Origin of the sequence: Nocardia goodfellowii (assembly GCF_017875645.1) — a bacterium.
GTDB lineage: Bacteria > Actinomycetota > Actinomycetes > Mycobacteriales > Mycobacteriaceae > Nocardia > Nocardia goodfellowii.
Genome location: NZ_JAGGMR010000001.1, coordinates 4171830 through 4198193 on the forward strand (window position 1 = coordinate 4171830; position 26364 = coordinate 4198193).

Sequence of the window (26364 nt, forward strand, 5' to 3'; positions counted from 1 at the left end):
TCTCCCGCGTGCGGATCTGAAACAATCTCTTTCGTGAAGAACTTCGAATCCCTGTTCGCCGAGCTGCAGGATCGTGCCGCCACCCGCCCCGCGGGCTCCGGCACCGTGGCCGCATTGGATGCCGGCGTGCATGCCCAGGGTAAGAAGGTGCTCGAAGAGGCCGGCGAGGTCTGGCTGGCCGCCGAGCACGAGAGCGACGAGTCGCTCGCCGAGGAGATCTCGCAGCTGCTCTACTGGGTGCAGGTGCTCATGGTGGGCCGGGGACTGAAGCTCGAAGACGTGTACCGACATCTGTGATGTCCGCACCTCTTCCCGCCGAAACTCCCTGAAAGGACCAGCCCATGCTGCGCGTCGCAGTCCCCAACAAAGGCGCTCTCTCCGAATCCGCGACCTCGATCCTGGCCGAGGCCGGCTATCGCAAGCGCACCGATTCGCGGGATCTGACCGTCCTCGATCCAGCCAACCAGGTGGAGTTCTTCTTCCTGCGGCCCAAGGACATCGCCATCTACGTCGGTTCCGGTGAACTCGACCTCGGCATCACCGGCCGCGATCTCGCCCTGGATTCCGGCGCGCCGGTGCAGGAACGATTGTCCCTCGGCTTCGGCCGCTCCACCTTCCGCTACGCCGCCCCCGCCGGGCGCGATTGGACGGTCTCCGACCTGCGGGACAAGCGCATCGCGACCTCCTACCCGAATCTGGTGCTCACGGATCTGCGGGCCCGTGGCATCGAGGCCGAGGTGATCCGGCTCGACGGCGCGGTGGAGATCTCCATCCAGCTCGGCGTCGCCGACGCCATCGCCGACGTGGTGGGCTCCGGCCGCACGCTGCGCCAGCACAACCTGGTCGCGTTCGGCGAGTCGCTGTGCGATTCCGAGGGTGTGCTGATCGAGCAGGTCGGTTCCGACCAGAACGAGCGGGCGCGCAACCAGCTCATCGCCCGCGTGCAGGGCGTGGTCTTCGGTCAGCAGTACATCATGCTGGACTACGACTGCCCGAAGGAGTTGCTGGACAAGGCGGTTCAGATCACCCCCGGCCTGGAGTCGCCGACGGTGTCCCCGCTGGCCGACGAGAACTGGGTCGCGATTCGCGCCATGGTGCCGCGCAAGCAGGGCAACGAGGTCATGGATCAGCTCGCCGATCTCGGGGCGAAGGCCATCCTGGCGTTCGACATCCGGTCCTGCCGCGCGTTCTGATCAGTCGTTCGCGACGGCGTCGCGCTGGGCCGGACCGCCGGCGCTTCCGCTGAGGTGCCTCCGGTGCCGTCCACCCATGTATTCACGGTGAGCGCAACCGGTGTGCGCGGGTTTCGGCCGTCATACCTTGGGTCCTCTCGATGAGGAACGCAAGGAGTGACCGACCGTGTCGCAGATTTCGCCCGAAGACGATTCGGGCCGCACGTTCACTGTGAACGAGGACTGGCTGGCGGCGATCGCCGGACTGCTGCTCATCGCGCTGGTCCTGACCGGTGTGATCCCGGCTTGGCTGGTATCCCCGGATTGGCTGGTGCGGTGATGAGCGGCGAAACTGTCGCCGAAACGCCGGTCAAGTCGGAAACGGCCGCGCTGCAAGGGATTGCCAGGCCGACGAAGCGGGAGATCGCGGCCGGGGTCGCCGTGGTGCTCGCGCTGGGGCTGGTAACCCGCTACTTCGACGCGCATGTGCCGGAGTGGGCCAAGGGCACGCCGTTCCAGCGGGTCGCCAAGTCGGTCGAGTACCCGGTGTACGCGATCGCGCTCGGCCTGCTCGGCAATGTCATCCTGACGAAACTGCATCTGCGGGAACGGCTTTCGGCGGGTTTCCGCACCGAGTTCTTCATCAAGACCGGTGTGGTGCTGCTCGGCGCCTCGATCAACCTGAAGATCCTGGTGACCGCGGCGGGCCCGTCGATTCTGCAGGCGCTGTTGCTGATCACCGTGGTGTTCGGGTTCACCTGGTGGTTCGGCGGTGTGCTCGGCCTGGACGACAAACTGCGCGCGCTGCTGTCCTCGGCGGTGTCGATCTGCGGAGTCAGTGCCGCGATCGCCGCCGCGGGCGCGGTGCAGGCCAAGCGGGAGCAGATCGCCTACGCGGCTTCGCTGGTGATCATCTTCGCGCTGCCGTCGATTTTCGTGCTGCCTTGGCTGGCCGACCTGCTCGGGCTCTCCGATGCCGTCGCGGGCGCGTGGATCGGCGGCAATATCGACACCACGGCCGCGGTGGCCGCCTCTGGTGCGCTGGCGGGGGAGGACGCGCTGAAGATCGCCGGCATCGTGAAGACCACGCAGAACGCGCTAATCGGCATCGTGGCGATCGCGCTCACCGCGTATTTCACGCTGCGCGTGGAACGCCGGCCGGGGGCGGCCCGGCCGTCGGCGCGCCAATTCTTCGAGCGGTTCCCGAAGTTCGTTCTCGGTTTCGTGGCGGCGTCGATCATCGGCACGCTCTACCTGCAATCGGTGGACAAGCAGACCGGGACCGCGCACATCGCGATCGTCAACGATCTGCGGACCTCGTTCCTGATCCTGGCGTTCGTCTCCATCGGGCTGGAGTTCTCCTTCCGCGGACTCCGTGCCGCCGGGTGGCGGCCCATCGCGGTCTTCGGCTCCGCCGTCGTGGTGAACCTGATTGTCGGCCTAGGGCTTTCGGTTATCCTCTTCCGCGACTTCACCCTGTGACCCGGTGGAGAGCTCCCGGCGGCGCACGGCCGCCGGGACTCCGGATCGGCGGCGACCACCACGTACCCGGTGGTCAGTCCGCGACCGCGTCGGCGAAGGTTTCCTCCGGGGACTCCGGAGCGTCGGCGGGCCAGCCGGGATAGGCCGGTGGCGTCCCACCGAAGGCGGGGCAGAGGGGTTTGTAGTCGCAGTAACCGCAGAGCCAGCTGGTGGTCGGCTGGAACTCGCCGGTGCGCCCGGCTTCGAGGATCGCCTCCCAGAGCGCGCCCAGGGTGCGTTCGAAGCGGGCCAGTTCCTCCGCGTCCGGCGCGTAGGTGAGGATCTGCTCGTCGGCCAGGTAGATCAGCCGCAGCTGGGCGGGCAGGATCCCGCGGGTGCGCAGCACCACCAGGGCGTAGAACTTCAGCTGAAACAGCGCCTTGGTCTCCTGCGCGAGCCCGGGGGCGCGACCACTCTTGTAATCGACCACGCGCAGCTCACCGGTCGGCGCGACATCGATCCGATCGACGAATCCGCGCAGCAGCACCCCGTTACCGAGTTCGACCTCGACTCGGGCTTCCCGCGATTCCGGTTCGAAGCCTGTCGGGTCTTCGAGGCGGTAGTAGCTGTCGAGCAGTTGGCGTACTTCCGCGAGCAACGGCTCGATCCCGTCGGCGACGACCAGTTCGGCGACCTCGGGCCGCCCCTCGAGGACCCGGGCCCAGGCCGGCTCGATCAATGCGGCGGCGCGCTCCGGTCTTCGCTGGTCGGCGGGCAACCCGTAGAGGTCTTCGAGTACCGCGTGCACCACCGTGCCGCGCACCGCGCCACGCGAGGGACGCTCCGGAATCCGATCGATCGCGCGCAGGCGATATTTCAACGGGCACTGTTTGAAATCGATTGCGCGCGAGGGTGACAGCGCCGGCCTGCGCCGCCCCGAATCCTGCTCCGGCCCGGCCTCGGGGGTGAGATCGGCAGGGGGCTTGCACGCGGACGCTGACATACCTGGCAGGCTATCCGGCGGCACTGACATAAAGACAGCTCGCCGCGTGCGAGCTCAGCGGCCGCAGGCGGCGGCGCGGCATCATCACGAAGTCGTGGCGAGTACCGCGATCGAATTCGGAACGGAGATACATGACGGCCAGACGGACCGGGCCTTTCACCATCGGTGACCGGGTGCAGCTGACCGACGCCAAGGGGCGCCTGTACACGGTCGTGCTGGAGGAGGGCAAAGAGTTCCACACCCATCGCGGCGGCATCAAGCACGACAAGCTGATCGGCGCGGACGAGGGCACCGTCGTCACCTCCACCAACGGCACCCCGTATCTCGCACTGCGCCCGCTGCTGGTCGACTATGTGCTCTCCATGCCCCGCGGCGCGGCCGTCATCTACCCGAAAGACGCCGCCCAGATCGTGCACGAGGGCGATATGTTCCCCGGCGCGCGCGTGCTGGAGGCCGGCGCGGGCTCCGGCGCGCTGACGTGTTCGCTGTTGCGCGCGGTCGGCCCGCAGGGCGAGGTCATCTCCTACGAGATCCGCGACGATCACGCCGAGCATGCCATCCGCAATGTGGAGACCTTCTTTGGCGAACGTCCAGCTAACTGGTCGTTGACGGTCGCCGATGTGGCGAACTACGACGGCGAACCGGTCGATCGCGTCGTGCTGGACATGCTCGCGCCCTGGGACGCGCTGCCGGCGGTGTCCAAGGCGCTGGTCCCCGGCGGCGTGTTGATCGTCTATGTGGCGACTGTCACGCAGCTGTCCAAGGTGGTCGAGGCACTGCGCGAACAGGAATGCTGGACCGAGCCGCGGTCTTGGGAATCGATGGTCCGTGGCTGGCACGTCGTGGGCTTGGCGGTGCGGCCCGAGCATCGGATGCAGGGCCATACCGCGTTCCTGGTGAGCGCGCGCCGCCTCGCCGAGGGCACCGTGACCCCGAAACCGCAACGGCGTCCGTCGAAAGGCTGACGCTGCGACCGGCTAGGGCGCGCAGGGGGCAACGAATGCCAGCAAGGTGCACGCACCCGCGTCCGACAGCTTCCACTTGCCGTCCAGGTATTCCCAGGTCATCGGCATCGCGGGCGCGGCGCCGTGCGGGGAGGTGGTGACCACCTGCGCGGTCGCCTTGGTGCCGTCCACCTTGACATCGCTCACCGCGAAGGTGAGCGTGCCGTAACCGGCGAGCGCCCGGTTCATGGTTTCGATGTTGGCCTGCCGCTTGGCGCCGTCGGCCACGACCGCGGTCTTCTCGGCGGTGGGCTTGGCCGGATCGGCCAGCAAAACCAGCGTCGCCTGCAGGTCAGCGGCCGAAGGCGCCGCCACGGCGGACTGCGCGCCGTTGCCCGCGGCGGAAGTGGTGACCGCCGCACTGGTGCTGGTGGCGGTCTCGGATTTATCGTCGGAACCACAACCGGTTACACCGGCCGTAACGGCGAGCGCCACCGCGACGCTAGCCATAGACAGACGGAGTGTCCGCACGGGAAGGAGCATTGAGTCAGCAACCTTTCGGCTCGATCGGCGAGCATGCTCGCCTGGTTCGGGTTAGGGGAGGCTAACATGGACGCAAGCAGGTCGATCGCAGCCCAGATGTGATCACGACGAAACCGTGTTGGAAGGCGAGAACCGTTCGAGCCCGGTAGCGTTGATAGACCGGGACTGGGAGGAGCAGCACATGAGCCCCATCGAGAATTCGGATTCGGCGGCCTGGAGAGAGCTCGAGGCGGTACGCGCCGAAGCAGCTGCACTCCGGAGGCAACTCGCCGATTCACCCGATCGCGCACGGGAATTGGAAGCCCGCATCGATTCGCTGACCATTCGCAATACCAAGCTGATGGACACCCTCAAGGAAGCGCGGCAGCAACTCGTCGCACTCCGCGAGGAAGTCGATCGACTGGGTCAGCCACCGAGTGGATACGGCGTTCTGATCGGTGTGTACGACGATCAGACGGTCGACGTGTTCACTTCCGGGCGCAAGATGCGGTTGACCTGTTCGCCGAACATCGACACCTCGACGCTGGAATACGGCCAGACCGTCCGCCTCAACGAGGCGCTCACCGTCGTCGAGGCCGGCGTCTACGACGCGGTCGGCGAAATCGGAAGTCTGCGAGAGATTCTCGACGACGGACGGCGCGCGCTGGTGGTCGGCCATGCCGACGAGGAGCGCGTGGTGTGGCTGGCCGGGCCGCTGTCCAAGCTCGCCGAGATGGATGATCTGGAAGATCCGGATCGTCCCATTCGCAAACTGCGGCCGGGCGATTCGCTCCTGGTCGACACCAAGGCCGGCTTCGCCTACGAGCGCATTCCCAAGGCCGAGGTCGAAGATCTCGTGCTCGAGGAAGTGCCCGACGTCGACTACAGCGATATCGGTGGCCTCGGTCGCCAGATCGAGCAGATCCGCGACGCCGTGGAGCTGCCGTTCCTGCACAAAGACCTGTTCCGCGAGTACGCGCTGCGGCCGCCCAAGGGTGTGCTGCTCTACGGTCCGCCCGGTTGCGGTAAGACGCTGATCGCGAAGGCCGTCGCGAACTCGCTGGCCAAGAAGATCGCCGAAGCCCGCGGTGAGGATGCCAAGGAAGCCAAGTCCTTCTTCCTCAACATCAAGGGCCCGGAGCTGCTGAACAAGTTCGTCGGCGAGACCGAGCGGCACATCCGCATCATCTTCCAGCGCGCCCGGGAGAAGGCGTCGGAGGGCACCCCGGTGATCGTGTTCTTCGACGAGATGGATTCGATCTTCCGCACCCGTGGTTCGGGTGTCTCCTCCGACGTGGAGACCACCGTTGTGCCGCAGTTGCTTTCGGAGATCGACGGTGTCGAGGGCCTGGAGAACGTCATCGTCATCGGCGCCTCCAACCGCGAGGACATGATCGACCCCGCGATCCTGCGCCCCGGACGTCTCGACGTGAAGATCAAGATCGAGCGCCCGGACGCGGAATCGGCCCAGGACATCTTCTCCAAGTACCTGGTCGACACGCTGCCGCTGCACGCCGACGATCTCGCCGAGTTCGGCGGCGACCGGACGGCCTGCATCCAGGCGATGATCGATCGGGTGGTCGAGCGGATGTACGCCGAGAGCGAGGACAACCGCTTCCTGGAGGTCACCTACGCCAACGGTGACAAGGAAGTCCTCTACTTCAAGGACTTCAACTCCGGCGCCATGATCCAGAACATCGTGGACCGGGCCAAGAAGTACGCCATCAAGTCGGTGCTCGACACCGGCGCCCCGGGCCTGCGCATCCAGCATCTCTTCGATTCGATCGTGGACGAGTTCGCCGAGAACGAGGACTTGCCCAACACCACGAATCCGGATGACTGGGCACGCATCTCGGGCAAGAAGGGCGAGCGGATCGTCTACATCCGCACGCTGGTCACCGGCAAGAACGCCAGTGCCAGCCGGGCCATCGACACCGAGTCGAATACGGGTCAGTACCTGTAGGTTCCACCTACCGCAGGGCCGCGTTTCCACTCGGGAACGCGGCCTTTCGGCATCTCGGAGTGTTGCGCGGTCCGGCCGATATCCGACATACCGGGTAGCGTTTCCCGCGCTGACCAGAGGAGATCGAATGAATTACCCGCAGCCCGAACCCTATCCGGGTGCTGAACCGTATCCGGGCGGTTCCTACGAGCCATACGGTCCGGGCGGCGGCAAGCCGCCGGTCCCGTCCACGGTGCAGTACGCCTTCTATCTGATGCTGGCGGGCGCCGCCGTCACGGTGCTGAGCACGCTGCTGATCTTCACGCAATTGGACGTGGTGCGCGAGGAGGTGCAGAAGCAGGACGTCGATGCGGTCTTCACCGAGTCCCAGCTCGATTCCCTCGTCATCTTCTCGGTGGCCATCGGTGTCGCCACCAATCTGGTGTCCGCCGGGTTGTGGATCTGGATGGCGTTCGCGAATCGAGCGGGCAAGAACTGGGCCCGGATCACCGCGAGCGTCCTGTTCGGCCTCAGCACCGTGTTCACCATTCTGAGCCTGGTGGGCTCGGGTGTGTTCGGCGCGGGCAGCGGGGGCGCCGGGATCATCGCGGGCGTGCTCACCTGGCTGATCGGAGTGGCCGCGATCGTCCTGCTGTGGCACAAGCGGTCGGCCGCGTACTTCAAGCCCGCGCCGCCCCCGGGGTATGCCCCGCCGCCGGGCTTCGCTCCGCCGCCGCCCGGATCCTGACGGCGCGAAGGGCCGCGTTTCCCGCCAGGAGACGCGGCCCTTCGGGCGTCCGGACTCAGTTCGCGATGGCTACCGAGTCGATGACCATGTCCGCGGCGGGCGCACCGTCACCGGTGCCGTCCTTGGTGCCGCCGTTCGCGACGGCCGTCAGCTTCTCCATGCCGGCGGTGATCTTGCCGAAGGGCGTGTAGTTCGGCGGCAGCTGCGAATCCTGGGTGACCAGGAAGAACTGGCTGCCATTGGTGTTCGGACCGGCATTGGCCATGGCGACGGTGCCCGCCGCGTAGGTCGCGCCGGCCAGGTTCTCATCCGGGACCTGGTAGCCCGGACCGCCGGTCCCCGTGGCGGTCGGATCGCCGCATTGCAGCACGAAGATGCCCTGGGTGGTCAGCCGGTGGCAGCGGGTGTGATCAAAGTAGGCCTCGTTGGCCAGGAAGACGAACGAGTTGACCGTGCGCGGAGCCTTGGCCGCGTCGAGCGCGATCGTGACGGCGCCGCAGCTGGTGTTCAGCGTCGCGGTGTAGTTCGCGCCCGGATCGATTGTCATCCCCGGTTCCGCGGGCCACTGCTTGCCGTTCGGCTGGCCGGCGTCGGGTGTGCAGTCCGGGGCCGCGGCCGCGGCCTCGGGCATCGCCACGATGCCGCCGAGGCCGAGTACTGCCAGTGCCGCGCCAGCAGCGAAAAGCCGTGCACCGCCTAGGGTTCCCCGGAGAAGTCCGCTACGGGTGCTATGGACGAATTGCCGCTGTTCGCTGCTCAACGTTCTCCAGTCTCCTTCATTCGCTTACCGCATCGGTCGATGCTTTGGCGCATCATGCCATTTCGGGGCACGGCGTGGAGGCGGATGCCGAAGGGAATTCCCGGTTCGCGTCGGTCGACAGCGAACACGAGATCATCCAGCCGCTGATCGACGGACTGACCCAGGGGCAGCGCGACGAGACCTGGCCCGGAATGCTGCGTCTGAGCTGAGCCGCGCTCCCGGCCTCGGCTTCGGGCGGAATACTCTGCGGCTCAACGCTGTCGGCGCTGCTATAGTCCTCGCCTAGTCGGGTTTTCACCTGACTATTCGGGAAGGGAGGCCCGAATGGTTGGTGTCGAGGGCACCACCTTCGGTGGGTACATCATCGAGCGAAGGCTCGGCAGTGGCGGTATGGGCACCGTGTACGCGGCCCGGCATCCGCGCCTGTCCCGGGTCGACGCCGTCAAGATCCTGTCCGAGCAACGGGGCGGCGACCCGGAATTCCGGGCCCGGTTCTTGCGCGAGGCCGAGATCGCCGCGCGTTTGCAACATCCGAATCTGGTGGCGGTCCGCGACCGCGGCGACCAGGACGGCCGGCTGTGGATCGCGATGCAATACGTCGAAGGTCCCGATCTCGGTGCGCTGATCAAACGTGGTCCCGCCGTCCTCGACATTCCGCGCGCCGTGCACATCCTCACCGAAGCGGCACAGGGGCTCGACGAGTTGCATCGGGCGGGGCTGCTGCACCGCGATGTGAAGCCCGCGAACATCCTGATCGCCGAACAGCCCGGCGGGCCGGACCGCGTGCTGGTCACCGACTTCGGGATCGCCAGGGCCGCAGACGATTCCACCACCTTGGCCGGACCGGGTGGAGTCACCGCCACACTGGCCTACGCGGCGCCCGAGCAGATCAGCGGTGCGCCGGTCGACCGGCGTGCGGACGTGTACGCGCTGGGCGCGACGCTGTATCACATGCTCACGGGCACGGTCCCGTACCCGCGCAACAGCCCCGGCTCGGTCATGTACGCGCATCTGCACGAGCCGCCGCCGCGCCCGTCCCAGCGAAACCCGCAGGTAACCAAGGCGTTCGACACGGTGATCGCCACGGCGATGGCGAAGCGGCCGGATGACCGGTATGACAGTTGCGGCGCGCTGGCCGCGGCCGCCGCGGCGGCGCTCTCCGGCCGCCGCGCCGCCGGTAGGGGCCGTCGCGGGCTCGCCGCCGCCCTGCTGACTGTGCTGGCGACGACGGCGGCAGCCGTCTGGTTCGTGCGCGCCCAGGAGACGACGCCGGCGGCGGCGCGTCATCACCCCGTCGCCGATAGTGTCGACCCGGCGCAGTGGGGCGTGTACGCCTATATGCCCGAAGCCTTTCCGCGGCTGCTGCCGCCGTTCCCGTACGGCTCGGGGTATCAGGATCTCTCGGCGTGTGTGCCGCAGGCCGAGGCGGTCGACAGCCTGCTCGACAGCGCGGTGCCGGTCGGGGAGTTGTTCTGCCTCGGGGATCGGAATCCGGCCGAATCGGTGCAGGTCTTCTGCAATGCCGATCGGTCGCCGATGGGGCCGAGCCGGTCGTATGCCAAAGCCGAAGGTGACGAGCACTGGTCCCGCCCTTCGGGCACGGGGCATGTGTTCTGGGGAAGTGATCTGTATTCCGGGACAGGGACGTTCCTGGACGGCAAAGTCTGGGGTGTGCTCGATGTCTACTTCGACGACCCGGCCCGCAACTTCTGCCGGGTACGAGTGGTGGGCGAGGGACCGACCGGGACGGTACTACGCGATCGGTGGTGGGCGAATGCGCCGCTTTAGTATTGCGTCGGCATTGACGGCGCTCGCGCTCGTCTCGGGGTGCACCATCGCGGGCAATCCGCAACCGCAGCAGTACGACCTGACATCGTTCGACGTCGGCCCGTACAGCGTCCAACCGCTCGAGGTGCCGGCCGAGACCAGCGAGAAGCACGGGCGGACTTTGGAGTCGGCGCGGATGACCGAGGCGTTGATCGATCCGGTCGAAGCGGATCCGGCCCTGGACAAGCCGACCGGCACGACGGCCTTGGCCGCGCTGCCGACGCCGGCGAAGGTGACGACCTTGCTCGCGGCCCCGGTTCGCGCGGTGCTCGAGCGCAACGACATGCTGAGCGCGGCGGCGGTCGGCGGCACCGATGTCACCTCGGGTCCGCGCGGCCCGGTCGTGGGCGAGTCACGGGTGCTCACCGTGCTCGTGACGCGCTTCGCCGATGCCGCGACGGCACTACGCGCCGCCCGCGACATGGATGCCGCCGACGCGGCGGTGAACCCGGAGAACGTCGCCGTCACGATCCCGGAATACCCTGCGGCGCTGGCGCATTGGCGGCCGAACGTGCCGACCTTGGCCGTCACCCTGCCCACCGACTTCTATGTGATCAGCCTGCTCGTCGGGCACACCAGCCCCGACCTCGCGGCGCTGGCCGAGCTCGCCCGCAAGGCCTTCGCCGCACAGCTGCCGCGGTTACGCGCATTCGCGCCGACCCCGCGCGAGCGGTTCGTCTCCATGCCGCTGGATCCGGAAGGCATGCTGGCCCGGATGCTGCCGCTGGCGCCGAGCCGCTGGCCCTACCCCACCGTAACGGCGGTGAACCACAGCGAGATCGCGGGATGGGGCGGCACCCTGCAACCCAGTGGCCTGGTGTTCGGGCCACGGGCCGCCTACCTGTATCTCACCCGGCCGCGGCGGACAGCGACGGAGGCATTGGCCTTCAACGGGTTCAATGTCCTGGCTCGGTACCCGGATGCCACCGCCGCGCGCGCGAGCTACGACCGCACGAAAAGAGTGCAGTTGGAGAGCGGACTGAGGGAGGTGCCCGGTCCCGCCGGGGTGGCGGATGTCTTCTGCGCCGAGAACCCGTCGCCGGATAAGCTCGGCGTCATCAAGTACACCTGCTGGGTACTGCACGGCCGGTATGTCGCAACGCTTTTCGCCCGGGAGTCGAAGAGCGCGCAGCAGCGGGCAGCTGCCCAGTACGGCCTGCTGGTGAACGGCGGATAGCGTGATGTCCGAGATGCCGCCCGCACCGGCATTGGCGCCCGGGACGATATTCGCCGGTTACCGCGTCGAGCGCGTGCTCGGTAGCGGTGGCATGGGCACGGTGTACCTCGCCGCGCACCCACGGTTGCCGCGCTACGACGCGCTGAAGGTCTTGTCCGAGTCGCACAGTGCCGACCCGGAATTCCGGGCCCGATTCGGTCGCGAGGCCGAACTCGTCGCGCGGCTGGACCACCCGAATATCGTGGCGGTCCGGGACCGGGGCGACGAGCACGGGCGGCTCTGGTTCGCCATGCAATTCGTCGAGGGCGGGGATGCCGCCGAGCTCCTTCGCCGCTACCCGGGCGGAGCACCGCCGGCCACGGTGCTGCATATCGTCAGCGAGGCCGCCGCCGGGTTGGACGCCGCGCACCGGGCAGGTCTGCTGCACCGTGACGTCAAACCGGCGAACATCCTGCTCGAGCCGCGCCCCGGCGCCCCGGATCGGGTGTATGTCACCGACTTCGGCATCGCCCGCGCGGCCGCCGAGACCACGGCGCTGACCGAGGCGGGCACCGTGCTGGCCACGCTCGCCTACGCCGCGCCCGAGCAGATCATGGCGCAGCGGATCGACCAGCGTGTGGACGTGTACGCCCTGGGCTGCACGCTTTACGAATTGCTCACCGGGGCAAAGCCTTTCCCGCGCGATAGCGCCGTCGCGGTGATGCACGCCCACCTCTACGACGCGCCGCCACGGGCGAGTGCGCACAATCCCGCGCTGCCCGCCGCGCTCGACGGAGTGCTGGCCACGGCGCTGGCGAAGAATCCGGAGCAGCGCTATCCGTCCTGCGGGGCACTGGCCGCCGCGCTGGCAGCGGCATTAGGCGCGAACCCGGAGACCACCGCGGTGCTGCGACCGCCGACCGGCCCGCGCAAGCCGTGGGCCGTGGTCACCGCCGTCGCGGCCATCCTCGCGGTGGCGCTGGTCGCCGGTGTGATCTGGATGAACCGCGCCCCGGCACCCACCGGCCACGCCGGGACATCCAGTAGCGCACCGGCTGCCACCCCGACCAGCACGGCGCTTCCCGTCGCGGCGGTGTCGTGGAGTAGTTATCGCGTGGTCGTCGACGCACTGCCCGGACTGTTGCCCGTCAACCCGATCGGCAGCGGATACCAGGGAATGCGATGTGTCGCGGTGGACAGCGAGATGAAACAGATCGACCTGAACGCGCGACCCGGCAAGATCCTGTGGCTGTCGTGCTACGGCAACGAGGATCCGCTGGAATGGATGCTGGTGAGCTGCAACGCCAACCTCGCTCCGACGCTTCTGTCCCGGCCGACTGACGGCACGATCGCGGGAGACGAGCTCTGGGAGCGGCCGTCGGGCCGGGGGCGGATGGTCTGGGGGAACAATCCCGATCTGCGGACCGGGCAGCCCGAGGGGATGCTGTTCATCCAATTCGACGATCCCGCACGGAATTTCTGTCAGCTGTCGGTACAGGGCGGCTCGAGCGGGCAGGAACTGATCGACCGGTGGTGGCGTGATGCGCCGCTGTAGCCGAGGGGAGGAATGGTGATCGAAGCCGAGGAGATGACCGTCGCGGAGATGATCCCGCGCGGTGCGCTCGACATCGCCCGGACGGTGCACATCGTGACCGAGACGGCGCGGGTGCTCGACGAACGCCGCCGACATGGGGCGGCCGCCCACACCGTGCGGGCAGCGGACATCCGGGTAGCCGAACTGCCGGGCGGCCCGGATCTAGTGCGGGTGGCGACCCCGGGCCACACCGCTGAGACGGTGCGAAACGAGCCAGTTCCGGACGACACCGAGACGGTGCGCGAGGCGTCTCCGCCGGACGACACCGAGACGGTGCGACTTTCGGGTTCGGTGCCGCAGGACACCGGCACGGTGCGCCTCGCGGGCGGTTCTGGACCCGGCGCGATGACGGCGGGCAGTTCGGCACCCGGTGCGACGGCGGCGGGCAGTTCGGCACCCGGCGCGACGGCGGCGGGCGGCTTGGCACCCCGCGCCATGACGGCGGGCAGTTCCGCACCGGAAGCCCTTGCGGCGGGCGGCTCGGCACTCACCGCCAGGACCGAGCGGGCATCCCCGGTCGCCGTGGATCCCCGCGTCGACGTGCAGGCACTCGGTCGTGTGCTGTACGAAATGCTCACCGGCACCGAGGCGTCGCCGGGGTCCACGATTCTGCCGCCGACACAGGTGAACCCCTGGGTCCCCAAGGGATTCGACGCCGTGGTGGCCACGGCATTGACCGGCGGCTATCCCGACTGTGCCGCGCTGGCCGCCGCGGCGGCCGGCGCCGCCGATGTCCCGGCCGAAGGTGGCTCGCCGGAATCTCGGCGTCGCCCGATCCTGCTCGCGATCGCCCTGGCTCTGGTCCTGAGTGCCGCGGTGGCGGTGGGTGTGTGGGCGACCCGCGACGAATCGAGCTCGGCCGCCGGTCCGGCCGACGCTCCCGTGGGCACCAGTCGCTCGCCGGAATTGAAGAAGGCGCTCTGGGGTTCGCATGCCTTTGTCGCGGACGCCTTTCCGCGACTGCTGCCGGCCTCGATACACGGGATCGGATACGACGAGATTTTCGGCTGCGATACGGTCGATTCCCAGTTCGACACCGTGTCGATGGACGAGACGCCGCTGGGCTTCGCCACCGTGTACTGCGCCGGGAACACCGAGCCGCTGGTAACTCTCAAGGCCAGCTGTGATGTCAAGGGCGCGACCTTGACACCCAAGGGCGACACCTGGCGGATCGAGGGCGAGCAGCGCTGGACGCGCGGGACGGAAACCGGGGTGCTGAGGTGGGGCAACTACACCACCGTCGACAACCGGGTGCTCGGCCGCCTCGAAGTGTTCTTCGACAGTCCGCAGCGCAAGAGTTGTTATCTGACTATCAACGGAACCGGATCCGGGACCGGTCTACGCGACGGGTGGTGGTCTCGTGCGCCGCTATGACCTTTCATCGATAGTGGCGGCGCTCGCCGTCCTCGCCATGGTGGCGTCCGGTTGCGCGGTCGAAGGCAAACCCATTGCCGCCCAGCCGGATCCGGCCACGCTGGATGTCGGTCCGTTCGGCGTCGACGGGCCTCTTGCCGAGCCGCGTAACGACAGCGAGGCGCACGGGCGGGTGCTGGAATCGATCCGCATGGGTGAGGCGGTGGTCGATCCCTTCGACGTCGATCCCGCATTGACCTTCGGTCTCGGGTCGGTAGCCTCGGTGCCGATTCCGACGCCCGCGAAAGCCGGTTTCCTGGCCGCTCCGGTGCGCGCGGTGCTCGAACGGCACGGGATGCTCGCCGGCTTCTCGGTCGGGGGGACGGATCAGGAAATATCGGCCCAGGTCGCTGTCGGCCGGGCGAAACTGCTCACGGTCATGCTGCTGCGCTTCCCTGACGCCGAAGCCGCCCGCAAGACGGCCGGGGAGATCGATGCCGTCGACACCGCGGTGAGTCCGGAGAACGTCGCGGTCCGGCTCGCGGAGCATCCTGGCGCCTATGCCCATTGGCGTCCCACGGTGCCGACGCTGGCGGCGACGATCTCCGAGGGGCCCTTCGTGATCAGCGTGCTGGCCGGTCACACCGCACCGGATCTGGCTGTGCTGAGCGGTTTGGCGAGTGCCGCGTTCACCGCCCAATTGACACGGGTGCGGGAATTCGTACCGACGCCGTCGGACAAGTTCGCGCAGCTTCCGCTGGACCGGGACGGCATGCTGGCGCGGCTGCTGCCGGAAGCGCCGGGACTGTGGCCGGTCCCGACCGTGATCGCGGTCCGCAACGACGAGAATGCCGGCTGGCGCACAGGTTTCATCGTGGCGGGGGTCGTCTATGGCCCGCGCGCCGCCGGCCGGTACGGCAGTTGGGAGAAGGTGTACGACGAGGAGGAGGACGACGGCGGGATGCTGCTCGCGGTGAACGGGGGCCATGTCCTGGTCAAGCATTCCGACGCGGCCGAAGCGCGGGAAGCGTTCGTCGAAACCGTGTCCGAACTGAACGAGCAGGGGCAGCGTGCGGCCCCGCCGCCCACCGGTCTGCCGGACGGGCGGTGTACGGAGTCGTTGGCGAGCGCCGGGAAGAACGCGTTGCGCTACGCATGCCGAGTGTTGTACCGCCAGTACGAGGCCATTACCTACGGCCGCACGCTCCGGGAAGCGCAGCAGAAGATCGCGGCGCAGTACGCGCTGCTGGTGCGTAGCGAGTGAGCCGATGCTAGGAAACCTACGGCCCGGCACGGTGTTCGCCGGATATCTGATCGAACGTGTCCTCGGCGGTGGCGGTATGGGGACGGTGTACGTGGCCAGGCATCCGCGTCTGCCGCGCCGGGAGGCGCTCAAGGTGCTGGCTCCCGAGCACAGCGCGGATGCCGAATTCCGGGCGCGTTTCATCCGCGAAGCCGAACTGACCGCCCGGCTGAACCATCCGAATATCGTTGCCGTGCACGACCGCGGCGTGACCGAGGACCGCCTGTGGATCGCCATGCAATTCGTCGACGGCGTCGATGCCGCGGCGCTGGTGGGCAACGGATCCGGTCTGCCGCCGCACCGGGCACTGCATATCATCGAGCAGGCCGCCCGCGGTCTCGATGAAGCCCACCGCGCCGGCATGGTGCATCGGGATGTGAAACCGGCGAATATCCTGATCGAAGCCCGGGACGGCGACGCCGATCGAGTGCTGGTCACCGACTTCGGAATCGGCTGGGCCGCAAGCGAATCCACGGCATTGACCGAAGCCGGCTCGGTCCTGGCGACGCTGGCCTACGCGGCTCCCGAGCAGTTGCGAGCGCTGACGGTCGATCACCGCGCCGACGTCTACGCGCTCGGTGGCACTCTCTACGAACTCCTGACCGGTTCGCGGCCGTTTCCCCGGCCGACGCCCGCCGCGGTGATCCAGGCCCATTTGCAGGATCCGCCGCCGCGTCCGACCGAGCGCAATCCTGGACTGCCGCAGGCAATCGACGCCGTGCTCGCCCGGGCGATGGCGAAGAATCCGGCCGAGCGCTACGAATCCTGTGGCGCGCTGGCCGGCGCCGCCGCGAGTGCTTTCGGACTGCGGACGCCACAACCGGTTCCGCGGTTTCCGGTTCCGCCACCCTCGCGTGGACACGCGAAACTCGGCAGCGGACACGCGAAACTCGGCAGTGGCCGCGCGAAGTTCGGCATCGGGCTCGCCGTGCTGGCACTGGTCGTGGTGCTCGGCATCACGGGAGCTGTTGCCCTGAACCGGGATTCGGGCGTCAGATCAGCGCCGTCCGCCACCAGTGCCGCGCCGACGACCTCACCACCGCCTACCACCACTACCGCAACCGGCAATTGGGGCAGCCACTCCTATATCGCGAGAGCTTTCCCCGGGTTGCTCCCCGCCAATCCCGACACCGGGGGGTACCAGAACATGCGCTGCGCCGCCATCGATGCCGAGCGCCGGCCGGTCGACCTGACTGCCCCCGCCCAGGGCGAGAACCGATTGTCCTGCAACGGGAACAAGGACCCGGTGCATGTTCTGGTGGCGGTCTGCAATTCCGATCGCGGCAAGGAGAAGTCGGCGGTGGTCAGATCGGAGGAGGCGGTGGTCGGCGACCAGGCCTGGACACGATTCTCCGGGTCCGGCCGCATCGTGTGGAGCGACATCACCGACCCGCGCGGCGGCCCGGCCGGTGCGCTCTCGATTCTTTTCGACGATCTCGGCCGCGACTTCTGCCAAATCCTCGTCTATGGCGGGACCTCCGGCCAGGACCTGATGGACCGCTGGTGGTCTTCGGCACCGATCTAGCCTCAATTCGGTGTGCTGGCAAGCACATACGCGCGAACGGTGTCGACTTCGGCCGGATAGGCGCGGCGTTCGAGGGTGGCATCGATGCGGAACCCGGCTTCGGTCAGCAGGGACTCGATCTGCGTGCGTTCGAAGAAGTGGAATTCGAGGTCGACGCGGTGGCCGAGCATGTCGTCCAAGTGCAGCACCTCGCTGCCGACATGGAACGACAGCAGCACCTGACCGCCCGGTAGTAGTGCGCGGTGGAATTCTTCGAACACCCCGGGCAGTTCTGTCACCGGCACATGAATGATCGAGTAGAACGCCACGATGCCGCCCCACACGGCGTCCGGCACGTCGAGTTTGCGCATATCGCCGACCCGGAACTCGATGTCCGTGTGTGCCGAGGCGGCCAGTTCGACCATGCGCGGCGACAAGTCGAATCCCACCGTGCGCGCTCCGAGATGGTCCAGGTACCAGGTCACATGTCCTGGGCCGCAACCGATATCGGCGACTATCGCTTCCTCGCCGACCGTGTCGGCGAATACCCGCAGCAGCGCCCGATCCAACGGCTTGTCCCGTAACTCCGCGCCGAACCGCGCGGCGTAGTCCTCGGCGATCTCGTCATAGCTGTCCCGCGTACCCACCCGCCCATCCTCCCCGGACCGGCCACGGAGCGCATAGCGGGCGATGGTCGGCGCGGGGCGGGAAACCACAGAGTTCTCTCACAAGTTCCGGGCGCGGCGCCGGGCGCCGGGGCAGTAGCGTCCACGGAGAACGAAGGAGATCGACCATGACCGGTGGGCGTAACGGATTCCTGCTGCTCGGCGGTGTGGCCTCGCTCGGGGCGGGCGCGCTGCACTTGTTCGCCGCGGGACTGCACACCGAGCACGCCACCCTCGCCCGGCTGATGGTGGTGCTCGCGGCCGCACAGTGCGCGGCGGGGCTGCTGGCCTCGGTCAGCACCCGAAAGGCCGTGCCTCTCACGGTGATAGGAGTCAACCTCGTCGCGGTGGCGATCTGGGGCTACACCCGGTTCGCGGGGCTGCCGTGGCCCGACGGTCTCGGCACCGCCGAGGCGCCGCAATTCCTGGACACGACGTGCGCGGCACTGGGGCTGCTCGCCATCGCGGGTGCGGCTGTCGCGCTGACCCGGCCCGCGGCGAGCCTGCCGACGGTTCCCACCGCGACCGCGGCCGGACTGGCGGGTGTGCTCGCCGTAGCGGCGATGCTCAGCGGCGCCGGACACGTGCACAGTCACGACGGCGCCGCGCACGCGCACACCGCCGGCGACCACCACGACGACCACGGAACGGGCGCGAATTGGCCGCGGCCCTGGGATCCGGTGACCCCGATCGACGTATCCGGTGTGCCGGGCGTGACCGCCGAGCAGCAACAGCGCGCGACCGCACTGATCCGCAGCACCCTCGACCGGCTACCCGCCTTCGCCGACGTGAATACCGTAGGGGCACTGGGCTTTCGCTCCATCGGCGACGCGGCCACCGGCTACGAGCACTACATTAACGCCGGTTACATCCGGGACGACCGATTCCTGGATCCGGCATATCCGGAGTCCCTCGTCTACCGGGTCGACGGCACCGCGCGCACGCTGGTTTCGGCGATGTACATCGCCAAGGGCAAGAAGATCGACGACGCCGAACTGGTGGATTACGGCGGCTCGTTGATGCAGTGGCACGTCCACGACAACCTCTGCTGGAAGTCCGGCCCGGACGGACCCCAGGTCGCTGGCGTCACCGACGCCCAGGGCAACTGCCCGCCCAACTCGGTCAATCCCGGTGCGGGCAACCCGATGGTCCATGTCTGGATCGCCGCCAACCAGTGCGGACCGTTCGCGGCCCTGGAAGGCCACGGCGCGGGCCAAGCCGCCACAGCCACCGACGGCCGCCGCACCGACATCTGCTCCCACGATCACACCGGCGGCCACCGCTGAACCACCGATGTGCACGAAACCTGCTGTGGGGCTGAATGTCCCACCGGGTTCAGTCGTCGAACAGGGGGAGCTGCCGCGACACCGGGGCGGTGCCGCCTCCGACCTTGCGCAGGCAGCGCGCACAGGTGATCTCGGCCCGGGTCGGCGCCAGCGCGGCCGGTGACCAACCGGCCACCCCGGTGCGGCAGAGCAGTTCGGGAGCTTCTTGCCCGCCGATCCATTGCACCAGGCTGACCGCGTGCACGGTGCGTCCGGCGCGGACGACGGCGTGCACGCCGGCATCGCCGAACACGGGCCGCGGGGTCGCGGCGAGCGGAAGGATCTCGGTCATGTGCCCAACCATACGAGCGACCTCCGACATCGGCGTGGTCATCGGCCGCAGCGGGTCCGGTGTCGTCGCCGGCGCGCGGTGCGGGCGGCGACGACGGACGGATCAGAGCGCGGGCGCCGCCAGCTCCGCGGGGACCGAAGCGGTGCCCGCGGGCCGGCGCAACACGGTCACGCTCACCACGAGCGCGGCGACCAGCAACCCGGCCGCGACGGTGAAGGCCAAACGGTAGCCGCTGGTCAAGGCTTCCGCTGCGGAGGCACCCGACACCAACTGGCTTCCGGTGCGGGAGGCAGCAAGCGTGGACAGGACGGCGATCCCCAGCGCCATCCCGACCTGCTGGGTGGTGTTGAACAATCCCGAGGCCAGCCCGGCGTCCTCGGCATTCGCACCGGACATGCCCAGCGTGGCCAGCGCGGGCAGCACCAACCCGCCACCGGCGATCAGCACCATCATCGGCAGCAGATCGACGACGTAGGAGGCGTGCACCGGAAGCCTGGTCAGCCAAGCCATTCCGGCCAGCAGCAGGACCAAGCCGGTGACCAGCACGGCACGTGCACCGAAACGGGTGATCAACCGAGCCGAGGCGAACAGCGACACACCGCCGATGGCGACGGCCGCGGGCAACATCGCCAGCCCGGTCGCCAGTGCGCTGTAGCCGAGGACCCGCTGCATATACAGCGCGACGATGATCTGGAAGGCGAACATGGCCGACAGCGTCAGCATCTGCACCAGATTCGCACCGGAAACGTTGCGGGAGCGGAAGATTCGCAGCGGCAGCAGGGGCGTGCGCGCGGTCTGCTGCCGGACGACGAAGGCGACGAGCAGGCCGGCGGCGACTGCCCCGAGGCCGAGCGTGCGCGCCGACGTCCAGCCGTGCTCCTCGATCTGTACCACCGTGTAGATGCCCAGCATGAGACCACCGGTCACCAGCAGGGCGCCGAGCGCGTCCGCACCCGCGGCCAGCCCGATACCCCGGTCGGCGGGGAGCGCCTTGATCGCCAGCGCGACGGTCACCACACCGATCGGCACATTGATGAGGAAGATCCAGTGCCAGTTCAGCGCGTCGGTCAGCACGCCGCCGAGCACCTGGCCGATGGAGGCGCCGGCCGCGCCGGTGAAACTGAAGATGCCGATGGCCTTGGTCCGCTCCCGGTTCTCGGTGAACAAGGTGACCAGGATGCCGAGCACCACCGACGAGGCGACAGCGCTGCCCACACCTTGGAGGAAGCGGGCGGCCACCAGCATCGCCGGCGTAGTGGCCGCTCCGGCGAGCAGCGAGGCGACGGTGAAGATCACATTTCCGGTGAGGAACATGGTCTTTCGGCCGATCAGGTCACCGAGCCGTCCAGCCAGCAGCAACAGTCCGCCGAAGGCGATGAGGTAGGCGTTCACGGTCCAGCTGAGCCCGGCCGCGCTGAAGCCCAGATCTTGCTGGATCGCGGGCATCGCGACTGTCACGATGCTGCCGTCGAGGATGGTCATCAACGTCGCCGCCGACAGGACGGCGAGGGCGAGGCGTTTGGAACTGGTCATCGGTGGTCTCCCGTTCGATAGCAACAGGAGTGACCGTACTAGATAGTTTTGTTGTAGACAATATTGAAGCGGATCATTGCCGGGCGCGCCGTGCCGCCGACGTCTCCGCCGGTGCGGCGAGATGTCCTTCGGTCAGGGAGTTCAAGGCGCGCAACAAGTTCTCGCGATCCGCCGCGGGTAGCGCCCCCAGCGCCTCCCGATGCACCTGGTCGACGATCTCCTGACTCCGCTCGGCGATCTTCGCCCCGGCCGGAGTGACCGCGATGATTCGCGCTCGCCGGTCCGTGCTGGAGGGTCGCCGCTCGGCCAATCCGGCCCGCTCGAGCGCGTCGACGGTGACCACCATGGTGGTCTTGTCCATATCCCCGAGTTCCGCGAGCTGAATCTGCGTCCGCTCCGCCTCGAGCGCGTGCACCAGCACGCAGTGCATGCGAGCGGTCAACCCGATCTCGGCCAACGCCGCCGCCATGCGGGTGCGCAGCACATGGCTGGTGTGGTCGAGCAGGAAGGACAGGTCGGGCTCATCGCGCTTGGGTGCCAGTGCCGTCATGCCGCCATAATAGTTCTGTTGCGGATAATCTTCACGCCCTCATATCTGTCAGGCGTCGGCGAAGCTGCGCTGGACCTCGGCGGGCTCGGTGATCCCGTTGATCAGCAACAGCTGCAACAATATTCGGGACTTGGCCGGGTTGAGAGCGAGCGCGGAAACGGTGCCGAGCTCGTCGTCGTCGAGTTCGGCGTTCCGCACCACGCTGCCGGAACTGACCCGGCTGGAACGGACCACGAGCACGCCCTTCCCGGCGGCCGCGCTGAGGGCGGCGACGACCGGCTTCGCGGTGTTCCCGTCACCGACGCCCGCCAGGACGATGCCCTTCGCGCCGTGTCCGAGCGAATCGTTGACCTGGGTGGCATCCATGCCGGCGTGCGAATAGACGATGTCGACGCGGGGGAACGGAGCCTTGTCCGGGACCCGGAACGTCGACCGCCGCCGCGTGGACGGCGGTTCGGTGAACCGCACGGCCGCTGCGTCGACGTGACCGATGGGCCCGGTGTTCGGCGAGGCGAAAGTCTGCACGCTGGTCGTGTTGGTCTTGGTCACGTCACCGGCGGCGTGGATGGTGTCGTTGAGCACGACCATGGTGCCGCGCCGCCGTGCGTCCGGCGCGGCCGCGACCTGAACGGCCGAACGCAGGTTCGCCGGGCCGTCGGCGCTCAGCGCGGTGGACGGGCGCATCGAACCGACCAGGACCACCGGTTTGTCGGCGGCGACAACGTGGTCGAGGAAGAACGCGGTCTCCTCGATGGTGTCGGTGCCGTGGGTGACCACCACGCCGTCGGCTCGATCGTCGGCGAAGATCTGCTCGATCCGGTCGGCCAGTTGCAGCCACACCTGCTCGTTCATGTCCTGGCTACCGATGTTCGAGATCTGCTCGGTGGTCAGCTGCGCGATCTTGTCCAAGCCGGGCACCGCGTCGATCAGGTCCTGGGCGCTCGCCTCACCCGCGGTGTAGCCGACCGCCGAGTTGGCGTTGGCCTTGCCCGCGATGGTGCCGCCCGTGGCCAGGATGCTGATGCGGGGCAGGCCGGCGGGAACCGGCGCGTCGCTGGTCTTGCCGCCGGTCGCCGGGGGAGCGGAGGACTGGGCGGCCGGGGCGGGTTCGCCGCCGCATCCCGCGACGAGGATCGCCGAGCACACCGCCAGGCCGGCGATACGGAGCATGGTCTTTCGCGCCATCGTGCTCTCCTGATCGGACGCAGCGTCGGTTCTCACACTCGGTAGCGATAGGCAGCCTAGCGGCAATCTTCTGGCAAACACCTCCGGTTCGGCCATAATCGGGGCATCCTTGCGGTGCACGGGCCATGAGATCGACCGGACTTCGAGACACGAAGGGTGGACGATGAGCGTCGAGAACCAGGTCGATCGCCGGACCGAGAAGAAATGGGAACAGCTCAGCCCGTTCGAGCTCAAGGACGAGCTGATCGATCTGGCCGGCGAGCACATGAAGAAGACCGCGCACACGATGATCAACGCGGGGCGCGGCAATCCGAATTGGACCTCCGTCGTCGCCCGCGAGGCCTTTTATCTGCTCGGCCGATTCGCGGTCGCCGAGGCCAAACGCGACTGGGACGAATTCCCCGGCTTGGCGGGCATGCCCCAGCCCGGCGGAATCGCGGCCCGATTCGACGCGTTCCTCACCGCCGAGCCCGAAGGCGACGCGGTGCGGTTGCTGCGCGAAGCGGTCGAATACGGCACCACCACACTGGGTTTCGATCCTGATGCGTGGGTAGGCGAACTGGCCGACGCGATCCACGGCGACCACTACCCGGTGCCCGACCGCATGCTGACCCATATCGAACAGGTGGTGCACGCCTACCTCGACCTCGCGATGGGCGGCGCGCCGGCGGGCGGCTGGGATCTGTTCGCCACCGAGGGCGGCACCGCCGCCATGTGCTATTTGTTCGACAGCTGTGTGGTGAACGGCATGCTGGCGCCTGGTGATCGGATCGCGCTCATGACACCGATCTTCACCCCGTACCTGGAGATCCCGCATCTGGAGCGCTTCCAGTTCGACGTGGTCGAGGTGCGGGCGTCGAAGACGGCGCCCGACGGCATGCATACCTGGCAGTATCCCGACGAGGAGATCGCGAAGCTCGCCGACCCGAGCGTCAAGGCGCTGTTTCTGGTCAATCCCTCGAATCCGCCCTCGGTGATGCTGGATTCCGCGACGCGGGAGCGGATCGCGCGGATCGCGGCCGAGGAGAACCCGAACCTCACGATCATCACCGACGATGTGTACGGCACGTTCGTCGAAGGCTTCCAGTCGCTCATGTCGGCGGCGGCGGCAAACACGATCGGCGTCTATTCGTTCAGCAAGTACTTCGGGTGCACCGGGTGGCGATTGGGCGTCATCGCGGTGGCCAAGGACAACGCCTTCGATGCCCGCATCGCGAAACTGCCTGCCGCCGAGCAGGATCGGCTCGCGAAACGGTATTCCAGCATCGCCCTGGAACCGGCGAAACTCAAGTTCATCGACCGCATGGTCGCCGATTCCCGCGATGTCGCCCTCAATCACACCGCCGGATTGTCGACGCCGCAACAGGTCCAGATGGCCTTGTTCGCCCTGTCCGATCTACTCGACAAGGACACCCGGCACAAGCAGGACTGCGAGGCGATCATCGCCCGCCGCCTGCGGGCCCTGTGTGAAAGCCTCCGGGTCCCGGTGCCGCAGGATCCGAACGCGGCGAACTACTACGTCGAACTCGACCTGATGATGTGGGTGAAACAGCATTGGAGTCACGAGTTCGCCGAGTGGCTGGCCGCCGAGCACGAACCCGTCGACCCGGTCTTCCGGCTCGCCCAACAGGGTTCGATCGTATTGCTGAACGGCGGCGGGTTCGACGGACCGGAATGGTCTGTGCGGGTATCGCTGGCGAATCTCCGGCAGGACAGCTACGTCGAGATCGGCCGGTGGCTGCGCGAAATCATGGACGAGTACCACCGCGAATTCCAGAGCCGCACCTAGCCGCGCCGACCCGGCCCGCATCGACCGGAGGACGACTCCATGCATGCGATCAAAACATTTCTGCAGGACACCCCCGAGGCCGCCCTGTTCCTCTGTCTGGCACTGGGTTACGCGATCGGCAAGATCCGGATCTGGAAACTGTCCCTCGGTGGGGTGGCGGGCACGCTGATCGTGGCGATCTTCGTCGGGATGGCGGGCCACATCACGGTGAACGAGCAGGTGAAGAACATCGCCTTCGCGCTGTTCATCTTCACGCTGGGCTATATCTCCGGTCCCACGTTCTTCGCCAGCCTCAACCGGAAGAGCCTGAAATACGGGACATTCACGCTGATCGAGGTCGCCGGCGTGCTGGCGATCACCGCGGCGGCGACACTGGTCATGCAACTCGACCCGGGCACGGCCGCCGGTCTGCTGGCCGGTGGCGCCACCGAGTCCGCGGCCGTCGGCACCGCGACCGATGCCATCGCCCGGCTGGACCGGCCGGCGCAGGAAATCAGCGAATTGCAGGCCAATGTCGGAACGGCCTATTCGATTTCGTATATCTGCGGCCTGATCGTGGTCGTGCTGCTGTCGAGCCAGATCTTCCCGCTCATCATGCGGATCAATCTGCGCGAGGAGGCGGACAAGCTGTGGCGGCAACTCGGCGGCGGCAGCGAGGACGCCGAAGACCAGGTGGCCGCCGCGCCCGATCTGATCGGCCGCGCTTTCCAGGTGCGGCGGGTGGCCGGGCGAACCGTCGCGGCGCTCACGGCGGATCTCGGGGGACACCTCACGATCGAGCGAATCCTGCGCGGGGGCAAGGTCATCGCGGTCACCGACACCGTGGTGTTGCGGGCCGGTGATCAAGTGCTGGTGGTGGGACCCCGTGCGGCCATGGTGCCCGCGGAAGACGCGATCGGCCCCGAGATCGTGCCGGGCAAAGACCTCGAGACCACGCTCGAGATCGACCAGGTGGTTCTCGATCACCGCCAGGACAAGTCCAGCACCCTGGGCGACCTCGAGCAGAAGCTGGGCAACCGCCTCTACGTCACCGGCGTCGTCCGCGCGGACAAGGAACTCCCGCTGCGACCCAGCATGCCGGTGCAGCGCGGCGATACGCTGCGGCTGACCGGCGCGAAGAACGACCTCGCCGAAGCCGTTCCAGGACTTGGCTATCGGCTCGATCCCGGCGTCAAGGCCGATGTCATCTACATCGCCCTCGGCGTCGCGCTCGGCTTCATGATCGGCAAGATCGTCGTGCCCGCCGGGAACATCCCGATGACGCTCGGCACCGGCGGCGGCTGCCTGCTGACCGGATTGTTGTTCGGCTGGTTCCGTTCGCGGAACCCGAAGATCGGTCAGTACGCTCCGGCGGCCGCCGATGTCATCAAAACCCTCGGCCTGTCGGTATTCATCGCCGTCGTCGGTTTGACCTCCGGCCCGCAGGCGGTGGAACTGGTGCGCAAGTTCGGCTGGGGACTCCCCATCGCCGGCGTCCTGATGACGGCCGTCCCCGCGTGTGTCTCACTCCTGGTCGCGTGGAAGTTCATGAAGCTCCCCGCACCGCTGGCCCTGGGCGCGATTACCGGGCAGCAGTGCTCGACACCGGGCATCACCGCCGTCCAGCAGGTCGCCGGCAACGCCACCCCGCTGATGTCCTACACGATCGTCTACGCCCTCTCCAATGTCGCTTTGCCGCTGCTGGGCCCGATCGCCGTCGCCATGACCGAAGCCCTTTCCTGAAGCGGCGCAACCGA

At 67.9% G+C, this 26364-nt stretch carries 25 protein-coding genes; 17 read left to right on the top strand and 8 right to left on the bottom strand.

Annotated elements, in window-relative coordinates; translation table 11 throughout:
- The first annotated feature begins 33 nt into the window (after positions 1–33).
- The 4 genes from BJ987_RS19120 (at position 34) to BJ987_RS19135 (ending at position 2654) form a co-directional block, all read left to right on the top strand.
- Positions 34–297: a phosphoribosyl-ATP diphosphatase gene (locus BJ987_RS19120; RefSeq protein ID WP_194813789.1), complete on the top strand. Its 264-nt coding sequence runs from the start codon at positions 34–36 to the stop codon at positions 295–297.
- A gap of 44 nt (positions 298–341) precedes the next feature.
- Positions 342–1193: an ATP phosphoribosyltransferase gene (hisG, locus tag BJ987_RS19125; RefSeq protein WP_209891815.1), complete on the top strand. Its 852-nt coding sequence runs from the start codon at positions 342–344 to the stop codon at positions 1191–1193.
- Between the two features lie 166 nt (positions 1194–1359).
- A complete protein-coding gene (locus BJ987_RS19130) occupies positions 1360–1512 on the top strand; it encodes a hypothetical protein (protein ID WP_209891818.1) in 153 nt (50 codons plus the stop codon).
- Positions 1512–2654 carry a YeiH family protein gene (locus tag BJ987_RS19135; RefSeq protein WP_209891821.1) on the top strand — a complete coding sequence of 381 codons (1143 nt, stop codon included), beginning with the start codon at positions 1512–1514 and terminating at the stop codon, positions 2652–2654. Before BJ987_RS19130 ends, BJ987_RS19135 begins: the two co-directional genes overlap by 1 nt.
- 73 nt (positions 2655–2727) lie before the next feature.
- Here the strand turns inward: BJ987_RS19135 and BJ987_RS19140 are convergent, their stop codons facing one another.
- On the bottom strand, positions 2728–3636 hold the full coding sequence (locus BJ987_RS19140; RefSeq protein ID WP_245366035.1) for a RecB family exonuclease: 909 nt from the start codon (positions 3634–3636) through the stop codon (positions 2728–2730).
- A gap of 131 nt (positions 3637–3767) precedes the next feature.
- Between BJ987_RS19140 and BJ987_RS19145 the strand changes: the two genes are divergently transcribed.
- Positions 3768–4601 carry a tRNA (adenine-N1)-methyltransferase gene (locus tag BJ987_RS19145; protein WP_209891827.1) on the top strand — a complete coding sequence of 278 codons (834 nt, stop codon included), beginning with the start codon at positions 3768–3770 and terminating at the stop codon, positions 4599–4601.
- A 12-nt stretch (positions 4602–4613) separates the two neighbouring features.
- Here BJ987_RS19145 and BJ987_RS19150 read toward each other — a convergent pair whose 3' ends face one another.
- Entirely contained in the window at positions 4614–5090 is a 477-nt protein-coding gene (locus BJ987_RS19150; protein WP_245366036.1) for a WKL family lipoprotein, read from the bottom strand.
- 214 nt (positions 5091–5304) lie between these two features.
- On the opposite strand from BJ987_RS19150, the gene arc reads away from it, so the two are divergent.
- Positions 5305–7065: a proteasome ATPase gene (gene arc / locus BJ987_RS19155; RefSeq protein WP_209891833.1), complete on the top strand. Its 1761-nt coding sequence runs from the start codon at positions 5305–5307 to the stop codon at positions 7063–7065.
- 127 nt (positions 7066–7192) lie between these two features.
- Entirely contained in the window at positions 7193–7792 is a 600-nt protein-coding gene (locus BJ987_RS19160) for a hypothetical protein (RefSeq protein WP_209891836.1), read from the top strand.
- 55 nt (positions 7793–7847) lie between these two features.
- Here BJ987_RS19160 and BJ987_RS19165 read toward each other — a convergent pair whose 3' ends face one another.
- On the bottom strand, positions 7848–8552 hold the full coding sequence (locus BJ987_RS19165) for a peptidylprolyl isomerase (RefSeq protein WP_245366037.1): 705 nt from the start codon (positions 8550–8552) through the stop codon (positions 7848–7850).
- Between the two features lie 74 nt (positions 8553–8626).
- Here BJ987_RS19165 and BJ987_RS37765 point away from each other — a divergent pair, with 74 nt between their 5' ends.
- The 7 genes from BJ987_RS37765 to BJ987_RS19195 all read left to right on the top strand — a co-directional run bounded on the left by BJ987_RS37765 (position 8627) and on the right by BJ987_RS19195 (position 17310).
- Complete coding sequence (locus BJ987_RS37765) at positions 8627–8761, top strand: hypothetical protein (RefSeq protein WP_281070378.1); 135 nt, start codon at positions 8627–8629, stop codon at positions 8759–8761.
- A gap of 115 nt (positions 8762–8876) precedes the next feature.
- A complete protein-coding gene (locus BJ987_RS19170; protein WP_209891839.1) occupies positions 8877–10340 on the top strand; it encodes a serine/threonine-protein kinase in 1464 nt (487 codons plus the stop codon).
- Between the two features lie 13 nt (positions 10341–10353).
- Positions 10354–11556 carry a DUF7373 family lipoprotein gene (locus tag BJ987_RS19175; protein ID WP_209891842.1) on the top strand — a complete coding sequence of 401 codons (1203 nt, stop codon included), beginning with the start codon at positions 10354–10356 and terminating at the stop codon, positions 11554–11556.
- Between the two features lie 4 nt (positions 11557–11560).
- Entirely contained in the window at positions 11561–13090 is a 1530-nt protein-coding gene (locus BJ987_RS19180) for a serine/threonine-protein kinase (RefSeq protein ID WP_245366038.1), read from the top strand.
- 15 nt (positions 13091–13105) lie between these two features.
- Positions 13106–14503 (top strand): hypothetical protein, encoded by a 1398-nt coding sequence (locus BJ987_RS19185; RefSeq protein ID WP_209891845.1) that lies wholly within the window; start codon positions 13106–13108, stop codon positions 14501–14503.
- Entirely contained in the window at positions 14490–15746 is a 1257-nt protein-coding gene (locus tag BJ987_RS19190) for a DUF7373 family lipoprotein (RefSeq protein ID WP_209891848.1), read from the top strand. The genes BJ987_RS19185 and BJ987_RS19190 overlap by 14 nt, the downstream gene beginning before the upstream one ends.
- Before the next feature lie 4 nt (positions 15747–15750).
- A complete protein-coding gene (locus BJ987_RS19195; protein WP_209891851.1) occupies positions 15751–17310 on the top strand; it encodes a serine/threonine-protein kinase in 1560 nt (519 codons plus the stop codon).
- Positions 17311–17312: 2 nt separating this feature from the next.
- Here the strand turns inward: BJ987_RS19195 and BJ987_RS19200 are convergent, their stop codons facing one another.
- A complete protein-coding gene (locus BJ987_RS19200; protein WP_209891854.1) occupies positions 17313–17936 on the bottom strand; it encodes a class I SAM-dependent DNA methyltransferase in 624 nt (207 codons plus the stop codon).
- Positions 17937–18082: 146 nt separating this feature from the next.
- Between BJ987_RS19200 and BJ987_RS19205 the strand changes: the two genes are divergently transcribed.
- On the top strand, positions 18083–19240 hold the full coding sequence (locus tag BJ987_RS19205) for a hypothetical protein (RefSeq protein WP_209891857.1): 1158 nt from the start codon (positions 18083–18085) through the stop codon (positions 19238–19240).
- Positions 19241–19289: 49 nt separating this feature from the next.
- Here the strand turns inward: BJ987_RS19205 and BJ987_RS19210 are convergent, their stop codons facing one another.
- The 4 genes from BJ987_RS19210 to BJ987_RS19225 form a co-directional block, all read right to left on the bottom strand.
- Positions 19290–19571 (bottom strand): hypothetical protein, encoded by a 282-nt coding sequence (locus BJ987_RS19210; protein ID WP_209891860.1) that lies wholly within the window; start codon positions 19569–19571, stop codon positions 19290–19292.
- Between the two features lie 102 nt (positions 19572–19673).
- Positions 19674–21104, bottom strand: coding sequence for an MFS transporter (locus tag BJ987_RS19215; RefSeq protein WP_209891863.1), 1431 nt, complete (start codon positions 21102–21104; stop codon positions 19674–19676).
- Positions 21105–21177: 73 nt separating this feature from the next.
- The gene (locus BJ987_RS19220; RefSeq protein ID WP_209891866.1) at positions 21178–21654 is read right to left on the bottom strand and encodes a MarR family winged helix-turn-helix transcriptional regulator; all 477 of its coding nucleotides are present in this window, start codon (positions 21652–21654) and stop codon (positions 21178–21180) included.
- A 48-nt stretch (positions 21655–21702) separates the two neighbouring features.
- Positions 21703–22839, bottom strand: a complete 1137-nt coding sequence (locus tag BJ987_RS19225) for an asparaginase (RefSeq protein WP_209891870.1) — start codon at positions 22837–22839, stop codon at positions 21703–21705.
- 163 nt (positions 22840–23002) lie between these two features.
- Between BJ987_RS19225 and BJ987_RS19230 the strand changes: the two genes are divergently transcribed.
- Entirely contained in the window at positions 23003–24628 is a 1626-nt protein-coding gene (locus BJ987_RS19230) for a bifunctional aspartate transaminase/aspartate 4-decarboxylase (protein WP_209891873.1), read from the top strand.
- A gap of 39 nt (positions 24629–24667) precedes the next feature.
- Positions 24668–26350, top strand: coding sequence for an aspartate-alanine antiporter (gene aspT, locus BJ987_RS19235; protein WP_209891875.1), 1683 nt, complete (start codon positions 24668–24670; stop codon positions 26348–26350).
- Positions 26351–26364 lie beyond the last annotated feature (14 nt).